At 33.2% G+C, this 17052-nt stretch carries 14 protein-coding genes; 9 read left to right on the forward strand and 5 right to left on the reverse strand.

All coding sequences use genetic code 11. The annotated features are described in order from the left end of the window. Positions 1–53: 53 nt before the first annotated feature. Positions 54–647, reverse strand: a complete 594-nt coding sequence (locus BM289_RS06815) for a murein L,D-transpeptidase catalytic domain-containing protein (protein ID WP_091491941.1) — start codon at positions 645–647, stop codon at positions 54–56. A gap of 205 nt (positions 648–852) precedes the next feature. On the opposite strand from BM289_RS06815, the gene pdxR reads away from it, so the two are divergent. Beyond that, the gene (pdxR, locus tag BM289_RS06820; protein WP_091492318.1) at positions 853–2265 is read left to right on the forward strand and encodes a MocR-like pyridoxine biosynthesis transcription factor PdxR; all 1413 of its coding nucleotides are present in this window, start codon (positions 853–855) and stop codon (positions 2263–2265) included. 203 nt (positions 2266–2468) lie between these two features. Here pdxR and BM289_RS06825 read toward each other — a convergent pair whose 3' ends face one another. Continuing rightward, positions 2469–2732, reverse strand: coding sequence for a DUF2024 family protein (locus BM289_RS06825; protein ID WP_091491943.1), 264 nt, complete (start codon positions 2730–2732; stop codon positions 2469–2471). A gap of 162 nt (positions 2733–2894) precedes the next feature. On the opposite strand from BM289_RS06825, the gene BM289_RS06830 reads away from it, so the two are divergent. Both BM289_RS06830 and BM289_RS06835 read left to right on the forward strand, forming a co-directional pair. Continuing rightward, on the forward strand, positions 2895–3626 hold the full coding sequence (locus BM289_RS06830; protein WP_091491944.1) for a YggS family pyridoxal phosphate-dependent enzyme: 732 nt from the start codon (positions 2895–2897) through the stop codon (positions 3624–3626). Positions 3627–3655: 29 nt separating this feature from the next. Then, on the forward strand, positions 3656–4360 hold the full coding sequence (locus tag BM289_RS06835; protein ID WP_091491946.1) for an AAA family ATPase: 705 nt from the start codon (positions 3656–3658) through the stop codon (positions 4358–4360). 411 nt (positions 4361–4771) lie between these two features. Here the strand turns inward: BM289_RS06835 and BM289_RS06840 are convergent, their stop codons facing one another. Beyond that, positions 4772–6217, reverse strand: a complete 1446-nt coding sequence (locus tag BM289_RS06840) for a glycosyltransferase family 2 protein (RefSeq protein ID WP_091491947.1) — start codon at positions 6215–6217, stop codon at positions 4772–4774. Between the two features lie 508 nt (positions 6218–6725). Between BM289_RS06840 and BM289_RS06845 the strand changes: the two genes are divergently transcribed. Both BM289_RS06845 and BM289_RS06850 read left to right on the forward strand, forming a co-directional pair. Then, entirely contained in the window at positions 6726–7175 is a 450-nt protein-coding gene (locus BM289_RS06845) for a response regulator (protein WP_091491949.1), read from the forward strand. Between the two features lie 12 nt (positions 7176–7187). Further along, positions 7188–11201 carry a PAS domain S-box protein gene (locus tag BM289_RS06850; RefSeq protein ID WP_091491951.1) on the forward strand — a complete coding sequence of 1338 codons (4014 nt, stop codon included), beginning with the start codon at positions 7188–7190 and terminating at the stop codon, positions 11199–11201. A gap of 90 nt (positions 11202–11291) precedes the next feature. Here BM289_RS06850 and BM289_RS06855 read toward each other — a convergent pair whose 3' ends face one another. Together BM289_RS06855 and BM289_RS06860 are read right to left on the reverse strand one after the other, a co-directional pair. Then, on the reverse strand, positions 11292–11708 hold the full coding sequence (locus BM289_RS06855) for a lipocalin family protein (RefSeq protein ID WP_091491952.1): 417 nt from the start codon (positions 11706–11708) through the stop codon (positions 11292–11294). A gap of 112 nt (positions 11709–11820) precedes the next feature. Beyond that, positions 11821–12888, reverse strand: a complete 1068-nt coding sequence (locus BM289_RS06860) for a hypothetical protein (protein WP_091491954.1) — start codon at positions 12886–12888, stop codon at positions 11821–11823. A 349-nt stretch (positions 12889–13237) separates the two neighbouring features. Between BM289_RS06860 and BM289_RS06865 the strand changes: the two genes are divergently transcribed. From BM289_RS06865 to BM289_RS06880, 4 genes are all read left to right on the forward strand, one after another. Continuing rightward, positions 13238–13432 carry a hypothetical protein gene (locus tag BM289_RS06865; RefSeq protein WP_091491956.1) on the forward strand — a complete coding sequence of 65 codons (195 nt, stop codon included), beginning with the start codon at positions 13238–13240 and terminating at the stop codon, positions 13430–13432. A gap of 123 nt (positions 13433–13555) precedes the next feature. Further along, on the forward strand, positions 13556–15178 hold the full coding sequence (locus BM289_RS06870) for a tetratricopeptide repeat-containing sensor histidine kinase (protein ID WP_317043563.1): 1623 nt from the start codon (positions 13556–13558) through the stop codon (positions 15176–15178). 6 nt (positions 15179–15184) lie between these two features. Beyond that, on the forward strand, positions 15185–15853 hold the full coding sequence (locus BM289_RS06875) for a response regulator transcription factor (protein WP_091491959.1): 669 nt from the start codon (positions 15185–15187) through the stop codon (positions 15851–15853). A gap of 139 nt (positions 15854–15992) precedes the next feature. Beyond that, positions 15993–17048 carry a type I restriction endonuclease gene (locus BM289_RS06880; RefSeq protein WP_091491961.1) on the forward strand — a complete coding sequence of 352 codons (1056 nt, stop codon included), beginning with the start codon at positions 15993–15995 and terminating at the stop codon, positions 17046–17048. Positions 17049–17052: the final 4 nt, after the last annotated feature.

Genomic DNA, 17052 nt, shown 5'->3' on the forward strand with positions numbered 1-17052 from the left:
TTAAAAATCTTAATTGTTTGATAAGTTTAAATCCTATAAAAATAAGATCTTCTTCAGTAATAAACATTTAAGATAATTGTCGACTTAGAGTTGTCTATTATTTTTTCAAGCCTTTTAAAAAAAACTTCATTCACCATCGGACAGCCGTGACTGAGCGCGATGTAATAATCTTGTTCATTTTCCGGAACTGCCGAATACGAATGCAGTACAATCATTCTCTTAACTGCATTATTGTTGGTCTGATCTAATCCTTTTAAAATATAAGATTTACCAAAACCTCCTCTATAGGATTTCCCAACCGCATAGCGCCCCAATGAAGTACAGTTCGAATTGGGTTCATTGCTAAATTTTAGTTCTCCTCTAATATCGGTTTCCGAGCCGGAACCGTTTGCTACTAAACCTTCATCAATTATCTTATTATTTTCTAAATCATAAACAAAGAATCTGTTTTTACCTGATTTGATTCTCATATCCATAAAAAAGGCAATTTTTGAGTTATAAGAACCGGATGCAATCATAGACTTTACTGCTTCAATCTGCTGACTAAAACGTTCTGTTTCGGAATCGGTAAAAATTTTATTCTCATCATGTCCATGATTCCCAAAAACACATGTGGTTACAAAGAATATCAATTTTAGAATTTTCATAAAGCGGTTTAAGAATTTAAAATGTTTAAAATCATCTACTTAACGATGCAAAATTAAATCTGCTTTCTTTATGAAATATTTCCTAAAAGTCTAAAAAACAACAAAATAAGATTTATTTTAAAGAAATAGAATCTTGGATTTTCATTTAAAAAACTTAAATTTGGACTACCAAAAAAAAGTCCAACAATCCAAACAACCAGTCCAGATGCTTCGTCCTTGGCCATTAGAAATTCAGCTTGACAAAAAATCCGATAAAGCGATTTACCTTCAAATTGCCGATGCAGTAATTGAGGCTATAAAAACAGGAAAATTAATTGGCGGAAATGCATTACCAGGAAGCAGACAACTGGCTGAATTATTGAAAGTCAACCGAAATACTGTTGTTGAAGCTTTGGATGTTTTAATTGCCGAGGGCTGGCTGATTTCTGTTGACAGAAAAGGAACTTTTGTTACACATCCGCTTCCACAGTTTTCTCCCGTTTCAGAAGATAAACAGGAATCGAAAACCATTATTGAAGAAACTAAAAGTTATCTGAGTTTTGATGACGGTCTTCCCGACAGCCGATTGGCACCAATGAATGATTTGGCAAGAGCCTACAGAGAATTGTTCAGCCGAAGATCACGCTGGCAGATTATGGGTTACAGCAGTGAATTAGGAAATCCTGAATTCAGAAAATCGATTGCCCAAATGCTGAATTTCAAACGTGGTATGCGTATTTCTCACGATCAAATCTGCATTACCCGCGGCAGCCAGATGGCGATGTATCTTGCTTCACATTGTATTTTGGAAGCGGGAGATTTTGTTTTAATTGAAAATCCGGGTTACAAACCTGCCTGGGAAACTTTTGAAAATGCGGGAGCAAAGCTACTTCCCGTAGATTTAGAACCCGACGGATTAGATATAAATCAGGTTGAAGAGTATCTGCTAAAGCATCCAAACATAAAAGCGATTTATGTAACACCGCATCATCAGTTTCCTACTACCGTAACTTTGTCTCTAAAAAAAAGATTAAAACTTATTGAATTATCCAATCAATATGGTTTTACGATTATTGAAGATGACTATGATAACGAGTTTCATTTTGGACAACGCCCAATTTTACCGCTTTCCAGTTATTCAGCTTTAAAAAATTACATTTATATCGGCACTTTCAGTAAAATTGTGGCTCCTGCACTACGTATCGGTTACTTGGCAACTTCATCTGAAAACATTCAGAAAATAGCAAAACATCGAAAAATCATTGATGTTCAGGGCGATAATATTATGGAAGAAGCAGTTTTATACCTCATCAACGAAGGCAAAATAAAACGTCATCTTAAAAAAGCTACTCTTGTTTATAAAAGTAAAAGGGATTATTTTGAAAGTCTTTTAATTCAACATCTTCAAGGCAAAATTACTTTCACAAAACCGGAAGGTGGATTAGCATTTTGGATTGTTCCCAATTCTGAAATCAACGTTTTACAAGTTCATGAAAAACTAAAATTACAAGGAATTCAGATTATGAATCCAGAAAGATTCAGCTTCAGCGAAACCATAAAAGGATTTCGTTTGGGATATGCTTCTCTTTCAGAAAAACAAATGGAAGAAGGGATTAAGGCGCTTGCTAAGCTTTTGTAAAAAAGTTTTTTAAACACATAGAAACATAGTTTTGATGCTGTTGAAAGGCATTTCACTTGCAATAAAACACAGAGACTATGTGTTAAATGCTGTATCGTTTTTTTTAAACCTTATTCAGATAAAGCCCTTCGACTTCGCTCAGGGTGACATGATGTTTGTCTGGCTGAGCGGAGTCGAAGCCTTTCTATGTGTTTGAATCAAATTTAATTACAGTTTTCCATTTCAATAATAGAAAACCCATTTTCCCGGATTTGGTTTTCAACTTCGATTGGTGCTTTATCAATGTGGCAGAAACGGCATTCTTTAGACGATAAAGTCTGTCCTTCCTGCGCTACACTTTTTAGGTATATTTTACCATATTTATACACTTGTTCGGCATCATTGACATTTTCATCTACCAAAATATCAAAGTGCATTATTTTTCCATCTTTGCGGGTTACATAAGTATCCCAAACTGCTATTTTCATTTTTTTTTAGTTTCTAAGTTACTAAGTCACTGAGTGGCTGAGTTTTATTGTTTTATGGTACAAATTTACGTTGGATCTGAAAGTTGAAAATCATCCAGTTTTTTCATTTTTTGAAAGATACTGGTCCAGTAAAATTTTAAGAGTTAGAATTAATTTTACAGGATGAAAAATGAGATAATTTTTAATTTACTAAAGGTGCATCAGCGTATCGAAAATGCCTGTAAAACTTCTGGACGAAATCCTGCCGATGTTCAGCTTTTACTAGCTACTAAAACCGTTCCAGCAGACCGAATCAGAATTGCTATTGAAGCGGGTGAAACTTTAATGGGCGAAAACAAAATGCAGGAATTACGGGATAAAGATTCCGAATTGAAACATCTTCCTATCGAACGTCACTTTATTGGACATCTTCAAACGAATAAAGTAAAAGATGTTCTGAAATATGTAAGTTGTATTCAATCTCTCGACCGCTTGAATCTGGCAGAAGAATTAAACAAACAGCTTCTAAATCAAAATAGAAAACTGGATGTTTTTGTACAGGTGAATACTTCTTATGAAGAAAGTAAATTCGGTCTAGAACCTTCAACTGTTTTGGATTTCATCAAAAAAATAAAATCATACGAGACTTTAAACATTAAAGGTTTAATGACGATTGGTTTATTGGATGTTGAGAAAGAAAAAATGATTCCGTCCTTAAGACTTTTAAGAACGATTCGGGATGAAATTTATAAAGAAGGAATTGAAGGTTTACAAGATTTAAAACTTTCTATGGGAATGTCTCAGGATTTGGAACTTGCGATTGCAGAAGGTTCCAACATGGTTAGAATTGGTACTTCGATTTTTGGAAACCGCTTTCTCGGAAAAGAAATCTGGAACGAAAACATTACAGAATAAAACTTAATTTTGCTGAAAATATACCGCAGATGAATCTGAATGATCTTACCGTAAACGATACCGAAAAAATTGCTTTAGACGATTTGTTCTTTAGTGATGAAAACAAAACTGCTTTATTACAGATTATCAAAGAACACCAATATATCGAAGAGCTTAAAAAGTATAATCTTAAAGTGGATAATAAAATTCTGTTGCACGGAAGTTCTGGCTGTGGCAAAACGACAACCGCAAAAGCAATTGCTCATACATTAAATAAAAAAATCATTATTGTTAACCTCAGCACCGTAATCGATTCCAGAATTGGCGAAACTTCTAAAAACTTAAAAGCAATTTTTGATAAGGCCATTCGCGAAAGAGCCGTTTTATTTTTAGATGAGTTTGATCAAATCGGAAAAAGTCGTGACAGCGATGATAAAGATGTTGGAGAAATGCGTCGTTTGGTCAACACAATAATTCAGCTTTTTGATTATTTCCCTGCTGATAGTTTATTGATTTGTGCTACCAATCATTACGAAATTATTGACAGCGCTTTGCTCCGAAGATTTCAACTTCGTTTGAAATATGAAATGCCTGCAGACGATCAACTGAATGTTTATTATGATAAAATTTTGAGCTTATTCCCATCTGAATATCAAAACATCGAAAGGCATTATGCAATTTCTTACGCCGAAGCTTTGGATTATATACATACCACAATGAAAAAGCAGATTATTGCATCATTAGAATCCAGATAAAAATTTGATAGAGTTTTTTATTTGCCACGACCCGAGCGATAGCGAACAGGCGAAGCAATTACACAAATTTCCACGAATTAATTTATGAAAATTGGTGCAATTTGTGGTTAAAAAATAATTACACCGTTTTTTGTTTAAATATAACTATTAGGCTTTAACCAAATTTATGCTTTTGGCTAAAGCCCTATTCTGTGAATTTATTTGTTAATCTCCAGCTAAAGCTGGAGGCAATTAGCTTTTTAATTTGTGAAAATTTGTGTAATTGCTTCGCCTGTTCGCTATCGCTCGGGTTGTGGCTAAAAAATAATTCACACCTAAGAAACACATTTAAAATAAAAAACCCGCTGTAAAAATTTTACAACGGGTAATTTTCTTGGGTGGAGTTTTATATAGAAATATAGTGTACAAATTTTATAAACCTCTTGTCAACCAGCCTTTTTTGTTTGCTGTTGCAATGGCGTAAGGTGCAATCCAGAATAAACTGAAAGTGTAGAAAACACTGTATGAATACGCCCAGAAAGACTCAGCCAAATTGTATCTTTTTGCATAGAACAACATTGAAAAGCTTGAGAAAATTAAAATGGCCAAGAATGTTGAACTTATGAATAATATTGGATGAACTGCAATAAAATAAAACATAAACAAGATAAAAGGATAGGTCATTGCGATTTTAAAGAACTGATTTGCAAAAAGCATTCTTGCTCCAAATTTTGATCCTTTTCTAAAATCTTTGAAAACATATTTTGCCATCATCAGGTTTTCACGAACGTTACTTCTCGCCCATCTTATGAACATTTTATATAATCCTTTGTATTCTTCAGGAACGTTAGTCAATACCACTGCGTTTCTTTGGAATTTAACTTCAAAACCTTGTTTCAAAATCATATTTGTCAAAGCACGATCTTCTCCAATATCTGATGGCTCGCCCATAAAAGTCTGGTTGATCCATTCTGGAAGACAGTTGAAAACTGCATCCCTTTTATACGCTGCCAAAGCTCCTGGTGTACATAATACAGATCCTAATTCGCTTTCTGCAGAACGCTGGAATTCAAAACTCATTACGAAACTTACATTCAGCATTTTTGGTAAAATAGCCGATTTGTTGTTTAAAACCTGAACGTTTCCTGCAACAGCTCCGCATTTTTTGTTTACCACAAACGGACTAACTAAGTTTCTTAAAGTATCTTTTTTCACAATAGAATCACTGTCAACCGTGACAAAGATTTCTCCTGTTCCCAGTTTAAAACCTCTGTACAAGGCCTGACGTTTCCCTTGATTTTTTGGTTGTTGGAAAATCGTTACACGATCTCCTAATTTTGCTTTTGCTTCCTGCATCCAGTACCAGGTATCATCTTTACTACCATCGTCAATCGCTAAAAGCTGTAATTTTTCTGCTGGATAATCGCTGTCTGCAAGACTTAATAAAGTATCCCAAACCAATTTTCCTTCGTTGTATGCTGGAACTATAATCGTACAAGTTGGCAATAAATCATCTGAAACTGATTCGATTGCTTTGTATCTTAAGTACAAATAAGAACTGTAAAGGAAAACTCCCGTTTGATAAAAGAATAAAATAGTCGTGATGATTAAAAATGGTAATCCCCAAGTCGAAGCGATTCTTTCAAAATGAAATTGCTCGAAATCGTCTTGTAAAAGATATACTGCATATACTCCTGCCAGCATTAGCACAAATGTCCCAATAAGAACGGCTAATCCAAACGGACTTGTTGGTCTTTCTACGTGTATTTTTGTTGATTTTTCTTTAGTTCCGAAAATAGAACCGTTTACTGATTTTCCACTGATAGCTGTACTACCATTAGAATAAAATTGTTCTGAGATAAATGTTTCGCTTTCCATGCTTATACTCCTTATTTGATTGCTTAATTATGGCTTTTAGTAAAATCTTTTCTTTCTGCTTTATTGTTGCTCGTATGGAGAGAACAATAAAAAAACAAACTCATCAAAGATTTTGACATAAACACAATTTGCAACTGGCGTGCCAATACGGTTTAAAGCTGGTATAGAGCATTTTATAAAAAAGAGGTGCAAAAATAGTGTATAATTATTTTACACTTTGTGGATACAGTAAACAACAAATGGTGCTTCTTTAGATAAAAAAAAGGCATTATTAAAAGGGATTCAAAGAGATTGGGTTCTCATTTTACTGACTTATTTCATCAGCATACTGCAAGAATATAGTAAACGTATTTTTTAAAATAAAATTGCATCCATTTATGAAAACCTATTTTAAACGTTTAAATATTTTGATTTGAGAAAAACATTCTTCCTAAAAAAACGGGAAATCTGACCGAAAAAAGTTAAATTTATCGAAATAAATATAACCCTAAATTGAGAATATAAGAAAATGAATACAGAGCGCTATAATCTTTTACTCGCTGATGACGATGATGATGACTGCCTTTTCTTTAAAGAAGCTCTCGACGAAACCTCAATTAACGCTGCTCTTTCTATAGTGCACGATGGAGTACAATTGATGGATTATTTAAAAACCAACAGTTCGAATAATTTTCCAGATGTACTTTTTCTTGATTTAAACATGCCTAGAAAAAATGGCATAGAATGTCTAGCAGAAATCAAAGCAGATGAAAAACTAAAAAATCTGCCCGTCATTATTTTTTCGACTTCATTAGACAGCGAAATTGTAAACAACTTATATAAAAATGGCGCTTCCTATTATATTCGAAAACCAGGTGATTTTTCTAAATTGAAAAAGGTAATCGAAATTGCCCTGACTACAGCATCTGAGAATAATTTCAGACAGCCCGAAAGAGCTCATTTTATCCTGCAACCTTAAATCTTCTTTGGAATGAACCACAACAAAAAAGAACATTATTTTCTTTCCGATGGTGGAGAAATGGGAAGTTTAATACGTTCTGCAGATTGGAGCAAAACTCCTTTAGGCAATCCAGAGAAATGGCCACAAAGTCTAAAAACAATGACCGCAATGATGCTTGGCAATCCTTTTGGGATGTACATTGCGTGGGGCAAAAATTATACGCAGTTGTACAATGATGCTTTCCGTCCAATTTTGGGTGTTTCAAAACATCCCGACGCTTTAGGAGGAAGTGCTCAAAATACCTTTACTGAAATCTGGGATACTATTGGCCCAATGTTCGCCGATGTTATGAAAGGCAAGGCAGTAAGTTTTCCTGATTTTAAAGTTTCAATGAATCGAAATGGTTATCCAGAAGACTGCTTTTTTGATTTTTCGTACAGCCCAATCAAAATAGAAGACGGTTCTGTCGGTGGTATTTTAGTTACTGTAATAGAAACCACCGAAAAGAAAATTGTTGCAGATGCCTTACAGGAAAGTAACGCGCGATTCGTTAACAATATTATGCAGGCTCCTGTTGCGATGTGTATTTTTAGAGGAGAAAATCATGTAATTGAAATTGCCAACGAACAAATGATTCAGCTTTGGGGTACAACAGCAGAAAATATTATCAATAAACCAATTTTTGAAACTCTGCCAGAATTAGAGAAACAAGGCTTGGGCGAAATTCTCCACAACGTTTTTACAACAGGCAAAAAAAATACAACCGATGAACTTTTTATCCAGCTTAACAGAAACGGACAAACCGAAAATACTTATGTCAATTTTGTTTACGAAGCCCTTAGAGAAGCTGACGGAACAATTTCGGGAGTTGCCACAATTGCAACCGAAGTAACGGCACAAGTTTTGGCACGTTCTAAAGTGGAAGAAAGCGAACAAAAAATACGTCAACTGGTAGAAAATGCACCTTTTCCTATCGCGGTTTATGTTGGTAAAGAAATGCGTATCGAATTGGCCAATGATTCTATTATAAAAGTTTGGGGGAAAGGTCCTGACGTGATTGGAAAAACATATACAGAACTTCTTCCTGAACTAAAGGATGAGCCTATCTTCAAGCAAGTACAAACCGTATACGAAACTGGCGAATCTTTTCATTCTAAAAACAGTGAAATTAATCTGATAGTAGACAATGTCTTAAAAACTTCTTATTTTGATTACAGCTTTACTCCTCTTTACGACATTTCTGGAAAAGTATATGCCGTAATGAATACCGGAGTGGAAATAACCGATATATTTTTGGCCAAACAAAAAATTGAAGAAAGCGATAAACGTTTCCGTAATACCGTAAAACAAGCGCCTGTTGGAATTACAATTCTTCGCGGACCAGAATATGTGGTTGAAATGGCAAACGAAGCTTATTTAAAACTTGTTGACAGGCAAGAAGATACTTTTGTTGGCAGACCTTTATACGATTCACTCCCAGAAGTAAAAGATACTGTAAGCGCCTTGCTTGATGGTGTATTAAATACCGGAATTCCATTTCATGGAAATGAGGTTCCGGTTCCAATAAAACGATACGGGAAAATTGAAACCTGTTATTTTGATTTTCTTTATCATCCTTTAAAGGAAGAAAATGGAACTATTTCAGGTATTTTAGTAACCGCTACAGAAGTAAGCGAAAAAGTCGAAGCCCGTAAAAAAATCGAGCTAAACGAAGACCGTCTTAAAATTGTGGTCGAAGCCAGCGAATTGGGTACTTGGGAACTCAATGTAAAAACCCGAAATCCAATTTATTCTAAAAGATATCTCGAAATTATAGGCGGTTATACCGAAGATGTTTCGTTAACGCATGAAGAATTGCTGGCACATCTTCATCCTGATGATGTACATATCAGAAATAGAAGTTTTAAAGAAGCATTAACTTCTGGATTTCTACATTATGAAGCACGTGTAATCTGGAAAGACAAATCAATACATTGGGTCGAAGGAAAAGGTAAAGTTTTTTATGATGAAAATAATGAACCTTCAAAATTGATTGGAACTGTTAGAGATATTACAGAAGAAAAAAAATACCAGCAGAAAATTGAAGAAAGCGAGAAGAAACTACGCAATCTTATCATGAAGTCGCCTGTGCCAAAAGCAATTTTGCGTGGCAATGACTTTGTAATCGAAATGGCCAATTTTGTGCTGTTAGATAATATCTGGAAAAAAGAAGAAGCTGATGTTCAAGGGAAAAAACTATTAGAATTATTTCCAGAATTAGAAAAACAGAAATATGCCACATTACTGAAACAGGTTTATGAAACTGGAAAAGTGTATGCCGAATCAGAATCACTTCTTTATATCGAAAATGAAGACAGTCAATTTTATGTAGATTTTGAATTTGCCCCGCTCCGCGAAAGTGATGATTCTATTTCGGGAGTCAGAATGACACTTATTGATGTTACTGAAAAAGTCGAAACCCGAAAAAAAATCGAAGAAAGCGAAATGCGATTCCGTTCTCTTACGGAAAGTATTCCGCAGTTAATTTGGGAAACCAATGCTGAAGGAAATGCTTTATTTACTTCTGGAAAATGGCTGGAATATACCGGAATTCAACCTGGTACTGAAGGTTCCTGGGAAGCCATGATCCATCCAGACGATTTTCAAGAAAATATCAGAATCTGGCAAAATGCGCTTAAAACGGGCGAAATGTATCGCTGTGATGTAAGAATGCGCAGAAAAGACGGAAACTACCGTTGGCACACTGTAATTGGAGAACCTGTTTACAATATTGAAAATAAAATTATAAAATGGGTAGGTGCCTTTACGGATATTCATACCGAAAAAGCGTTTACGCACGAACTGGAACAGCAAGTTACAGCTCGAACAAGGGAATTAATTCAGATTAACGAATCGCTCCGAAAAAGTGAAGAACGTTATCATTTAATGGTTGAAGAGATTCAGGAATATGCTATTATATACCTCAACCGAGATGGTATAATTGAAAACTGGAATGTTGGAGCCGAAAAAATAAAAGGGTATAAAGCAGAGGAAATTATTGGAAAATATTTTGCTGTTTTTTACACCGAAAAAGATCAAAAAAACAATCTTCCGCAAACGCTTTTACAACGTGCAAGAGATAATGGAAAAGCAATTCATGAAGGCTGGCGAACTCGTAAAAACGGGAATTTATTTTGGGCCAGCGTGGTAATCACCGCCGTTCATAATAAACAGGGCGAAGTAATTGGTTTCTCAAAAGTCACCCACGATTTAACCGATAAAAAAAGAGCAGACGATACTTTGAAACTAAATGCAATGGAGCTCGAACAGAAAAACAACGAGCTGGAAGAAATGAACAAAGAACTTCAATCCTTTGCCTATATTTCAAGTCATGACTTACAGGAACCGCTTCGTAAAATCCAGACTTTTGCTTCGCAGATTATAGAAAAAGAAGCTGCTAATTTATCTGAAAATGGTTTAGACAAATTTAGAAGAATGCAGAACGCCGCACAACGAATGCAGACTTTGATAAACGATTTGCTTTCCTACTCGAGAACCAATGTGCAGGAACGTAATTTTGTAAAAATTGATCTTTCTCAAATTATTGAAGAAGTAAAAGACGATTTAAAAGAAGAATTGGAACAAAAAAATGCTGTAATTGAAGTAGAAAAAACATCCGAAGTCAACGTTATTCTGTTTCAATTCAAACAGCTTTTATATAATTTAATCAGCAATTCATTAAAATTCTCTGATCCTGATGTTCCAGTTAAAATTAAAATCACAAGCAAGATTGTTACAGGAAAAGAGTTAAACAATGAAAAACTAATATCTTACAAAGATTACTGCCACATTCGGGTTTCAGACAACGGAATCGGTTTTGAATCGCAATACAATAAAAAGATTTTTGAAGTTTTCCAGCGTTTACATGGAAGAGACCGCTACAACGGAACCGGTATTGGCCTTGCAATCGTAAAGAAAATTGTAGAAAACCATAACGGAATGATTACGGCTTCAGGCGTTATGAATGAAGGTGCTTCATTTGATATTTATATACCCGTTAATTAAAAATATCAAATTCCAAATTCCAAATTCCAATAAAAAAAACGGAAATAACTTTAAGAGCTATTTCCGTTTTTATTTTTTAAAGAAAATCAATTATCTAGAGTAAACTGTAATTACTCCAGTTGTTTTGTCTTTAATTTTAAGTTCTTTGTTGGTAAGATTCATGATATCACTGGTTGTACTTAAGTTACCAATTGTAATTGTTAAATCATTATGAGATCTTACATAAGTCCCTGTAGTTTCTGTCAAAGCACACTCTGATCCATCATAATCACCTATAACTGCTGCATTGCTTACTCTCAAATCCAAATAATCCATTGGACATCCACTTTGATTTGCTGGAGCATCAATTAAAACTTCTTGGCCATTCACGATTGTTCCTGTTTGTCTCAAGTTGTATTTTCCTTGAATTGGAACAATTGTCTCCCCTTCGTTATCGTCACTGCTACATGATGCGGCAAATAATCCTAAACTTAAGGCTGATACTAATAATAATCTTGTAGTTTTCATGTTGATTTGTTTTTTATTGATATAATTTAATAATGCTAAATTAAATGTATATCCTTACAAAAAATTTCATGATTTAAAGAAATTATTACATAAATCGCATTTTAACGAAATTTTATTTTCTTACATATTTATTAATAATATAAGGAGTAATTGGTCTTAATGCTCTTCCAGTTTCGGGATGCATCCCATGTGTATTAAAATACTGGATACTATCTCCCACTTTCGCATACCATATGATGGCTTTTTCATTTTTAAAAAATATTGTGGTATCGCTAACTTTAATTCTTCTAAGATTTATAATTCTTTCGTCATACGGTTCAGGCGAATTAAATGTCCCTATTCCTTGAATTTTCAAGTCACAACTGACTTCTTCATAATGATCTCCAGACCATTGTATACATTCCTTCTTCGACAAGTTAAAATAAGTGATCAAACCTAATCCAACTAAAACAATAGCTGCGATTCCTAAATATCTCCACCTATCAGATTTTGGCTTTTCATCTATAGGAGTTGATGATGGTCGTTGTTCTTCATCTTGAGTTGGTTCCGAATCTTGATTTTGAATTTCTTCAGGCTCTTCAATATCGAAAGTATCTTGTGGTTCAATCGATTTTTCATTTTTTACCTCATCAATCAGATCATTTGAAGAGCGTGTTTCATCTAGAAGACTTGCATTTGTTAATTCATTAAATAATTCTACATCATTTTTATAATTTCCACTTTTTGCTTCTTCAATTAAATTCTCAGAAGAAACTTTTGGATTAGAAAAAGGAGTATTTCTTAATTCATCCATCAATTTTAACTCATCTGGATCAAATTGCTTTCTAAACTTGGCAAAAGGTCTAGGCTGGTAATCTACCAAAATGGCGGCAAGATCTACAACATCTATTTTTTCAGGATCAGTTTCTCCTTTAAAAAAAGTTTCGATGGGTCTAAATTGGTTAGTTTGTTGTCTAAACTTATTCTTTGTATTAATATCAAAAGGAAGACCTAGTAAAGAATTTACAGCAACTAAATCATCTGAATGCATTTTATTTGTTTCAAATATTTCCCAACAAAACTTATTCAGTTTAGCCCTTGTAGGATGATTCAAATAAATGAAATTATCACCGTCTTTTATCTCTTCATATTTGTTTTTAACGGCTTTCTTATAATAATTCTCTAAAGTATTGTTATTCATAAGCATCAAGTTTTTTTTGGATTTTCAAGGAATTCTAAGGAATTCAAGGGATGTCCAAAAACTAAATCGGAAATCCCGGAATTCCGTATCAATACAGCCTCAGAACCGCTGTTACTTTGCCTAAACAAAATTAGTTAACGTTTTGATCTGCAGGTCAAAAACAAATGTACAAAACTAGTTAAGTAACCAAGTGCGGAAAACCGTAAAACGGAGTTTATCCCGGGAAGTATAAATAAAATTTTATAGTTCTACGCACTTCACTTCCCAAACAAGTCGGCAATGCCATAACAAGTTCAGAACCTTTCTGAACGGCAAAGCCCTTTTACTAAATCTTAAATCATTAAAAAAAATGAAAACACTATTTACATTGGGAGCGTGCGCGCTATTGAGTTTGACAATTTTTTCTTGTACTGCTGAAGAATTTGAAACTGAAGCTAAAAAATCGGAAATACAAAAAGTGATTCCGTCAGATGTTCAAGCAATCGAAACTGGACCTGGAGATGATCCTGTTAATCTTCCACCACCTCCACCTCCAAAAAAATAACAAATAAAATTTGTTATTTTCAATAAATGATTAAATTCGGGGAAAGTAATATATATGTTACAATCCCCGTTTTTTTATTTTTTCATTTTCCTTCTTTTTATTTCCTGTGAGGAGAAAACAGACGTGTTACTAAATAGTGATACTAATGTAAAAGAAGCCGTAAAACTACAGCAAAAAGCCACAGAAGAATTTAAAAAGAGCAATTACAATAGTTCTTTTTACTACTTCAACAAATCAAAAATTGCATTTGAACATTTAAAAGACAGTGCAAATGTTACCTATAATTTGATCCAAATGGCGAACATACAACAAATAAACGGTGATTATTATGGTAGTAAAGAGACATTAACAGAAGCGCTTCCATATGTAAAAAATGATTATAATTTTAAGTGTGCAATTAATAACTTCTTCGGAATTGCAGACAAAGAACTTGCAATTTATGATGACGCGATATTTTATTATAATCAGGCAATAAAAGATTCCAAAGATCAACTTACTAAACAATCTCCTCTTAACAATATTGCTGTTGTTTACATCAAACAAAAAAAATATGATGAGGCTATTACAATTCTCGAACGAATTTTAAAAACTAAAGAATTCGATAGATTTGAAAAAAGTAAAGCAAGAGTAATCGACAATCTCGGATTTGCCTACTTTAAAAAAGGTTCAAATGAAAAAGGACTTCAGCTCATGCAGGAAAGTCTAAAATTGAGAAATCAGATTAGCGATTCGTATGGAAGCATAGAAAGTTATACTCACTTAGCAGAATATTATTCAAAAACCGATATTACTAAATCGAATGAATATGCAAAAAAAGCTTATGCAATAGCAACCCAATTTAATAGCGTCGACGAAAGATTGAAAGCACTGTCTCTTTTAATTTCAAATAATGCTGGACTGCAATATGCACAAAACTATTTAAGTATAAATGATAGCATAATTAAAATTAGAAACAACTTTAAAAACAAATTTGCTAAAATAAAGTACGATTCTAAAAAAGAAAAAGACGAAAATCAGAAACTTCGTTTAAAAAATGCTGAAAACCAGCTGTCGATTCAACGCGCGCAATATCAGCAGTATTTATTCATCACCATTTCTCTTTTTTTAGCTGTCCTAATTTTTTATTTAATAAAATATTACAGAAATAAAAACCGTACTGAAAAAATAAAAACAGCTTACGATACCGAAACAAGAATTGCAAAAGATATTCATGACGAACTGGCAAATGATGTTTTCAATACAATCACATTTACTCAGACTCAATTGCTAACAGCCGAAAACAACAAAGAAACCTTATTACAAAAACTAAATCATATTTATACTCGCGTTCGGGGTATATCAAGAGAAAACAATGATATAGATACTGGGATAAATTATTCCGACAACTTAAAAGAAATGCTTTCTACTTATAATAGCGATAATACAAATGTTCTAATTAATGGTATCGAAAAAATAAGCTGGGAACTAATTGAGGAATTAAAAAAGATAACCATTCACAGGGTTTTGCAAGAACTAATGGTCAACATGAAAAAGCATAGTGAAGCTTCAGTCGTTGTTCTAAAGTTTGAAACAGACAACAAGATCTTTATAAGTTATAGTGACAACGGAAAAGGCTGTGAAAAATCAACAATTATAAAAAATGGTTTACAAAATATGGAAAACCGTATTCTAGCCATAAAAGGAACTATTACTTTTGAAACTGAACCTAATAAAGGTTTTAAAGTCAAAATAACAATGCCAAAATAAAAGCCTATGTTTAAAAAAGTAATAATTGCCGAAGATCTTGATGCAATGAATTTAGGAATTCAACAAGTTTTAAAAGATTTAAACATTGCAGATTTTCAACATTCCAAATTTTGCGATGACGCGTTTCTAAAAATCCGAAGAGCTATTCAAGATAACGAGCCTTACGATTTGTTAATTAGTGATCTTTCTTTTAAAATAGATCATCGTGAAGTAAAAATTGTAAATGGTGACGAATTAATTCAAAAAGTTCGTGAACTGCAACCTGATATGAAGATCATCGCTTATTCTGTTGAAGATAAAAGCTATCGTATTAAATCACTTTTCGACAATGCCGAAATTGATGCTTTTGTATTGAAAGGCTTAAACAGTATTGAAGAATTGAAAAAGGCGATTCATTTAATTTCAAGTTCCGATCAAAAATTTATTTCTCCAGAAGTCGCTTCTGCACTTCAGGAAAAAGGTAATTATGAAATAGACGATGTTGATATTAAAATCCTGAAATATTTAGCTGCAGGAACTTCACAAGACGAAATCATAGATATTTTTAAAAATACAGATATTAAACCCAATAGCAAAAGTGCTATGGAAAAAAGATTAGCAAAACTGAAAGACTTTTTCAAAGCTAATAATACTGTTCATTTGGTCTCTATTGTAAAAGATATGGGAATAATCTAAATTCCACTACTCCATTTTTTAAAGCTCCCTCGGGAGCTTTTTTTATTTCTTCTATTTGATTTTTATGGATTATGGATTTCCGTAAAATACTGGTTTTGATTGGGGTTACTTTTGGGTTATAAATTTAAACTACCGACCTATGGAAATGAATATTCAACTCAAATCGTTAGCAGATAAAATAAATCAGTTAAAAAGTAAAATTGAAACAGAAGAATCTACTAAACATGCCTTTGTACTGCCTTTTATTAATATTTTAGGTTACGATGCATTTAATCCTCTTGAAGTAGTTCCAGAATTCACAGCAGATCTTGGATTAAAAAAAGGAGAAAAAGTCGACTATGCAATCTTTCAAAATGGAGAACCAATTATCATTGTTGAATGTAAAAGCTGGAAAGAAAAATTAACCGTTCATAATTCACAATTATTCCGCTATTTTCATGTTACAAAGACTCGCTTTGCTCTTTTAACAAATGGAATTAATTATCAATTCTTTACTGATTTAGACGATCAAAACAAAATGGATGAAAAACCATTTCTTGAATTTGATATATGCAATTTAAAAGAGAATACTATACATGAGATTGCAAAATTTCATAAAACCAATTTCGATGTCAACAATATTGTAAGCAATGCCAGTTCTTTAAAATATATTAAAGAAATAAAAAAACTTATAAATACAGAACTAGAGAGTCCTTCAAATGATTTTACAAAACTATTTGCGAACAAAATATATACAGGAAGACTAACTGAAAAAGTAGTCGATGAGTTTAAAGATTTAGTTCAAAAATCAGTTACTCAATTCATTAATGATAAAATTAATGATAGATTAAACGCTGCTTTAACCAAAGAGACGATCAAACAACAAGACGAAGAAATCCTAATAACTGAAGACGATACTAAAATTATTACAACTGAAGAAGAACTTGATGGTTATCGCATAGTAGTTGCTATTTTACGTCGAAAACTGCCTACAAACAGAATTGTATATCGTGATACACAATCTTATTTCGGAATTCTGTTAGATGATAATAATCGTAAACCCTTATGCAGACTTCATCTCAATGGAGGCAAAAAATACTTAAGTCTTTTCAATGATAATAAAATAGAAACCAAAGTTTTAATCTCATCTATCGATGACATTTATCAATTTGAAAAACAATTACTGGAAACCTTAGCACTTTATGAAATTGACTAAAACA

Source organism: Flavobacterium phragmitis (assembly GCF_900112575.1).
Classification (GTDB): domain Bacteria; phylum Bacteroidota; class Bacteroidia; order Flavobacteriales; family Flavobacteriaceae; genus Flavobacterium; species Flavobacterium phragmitis.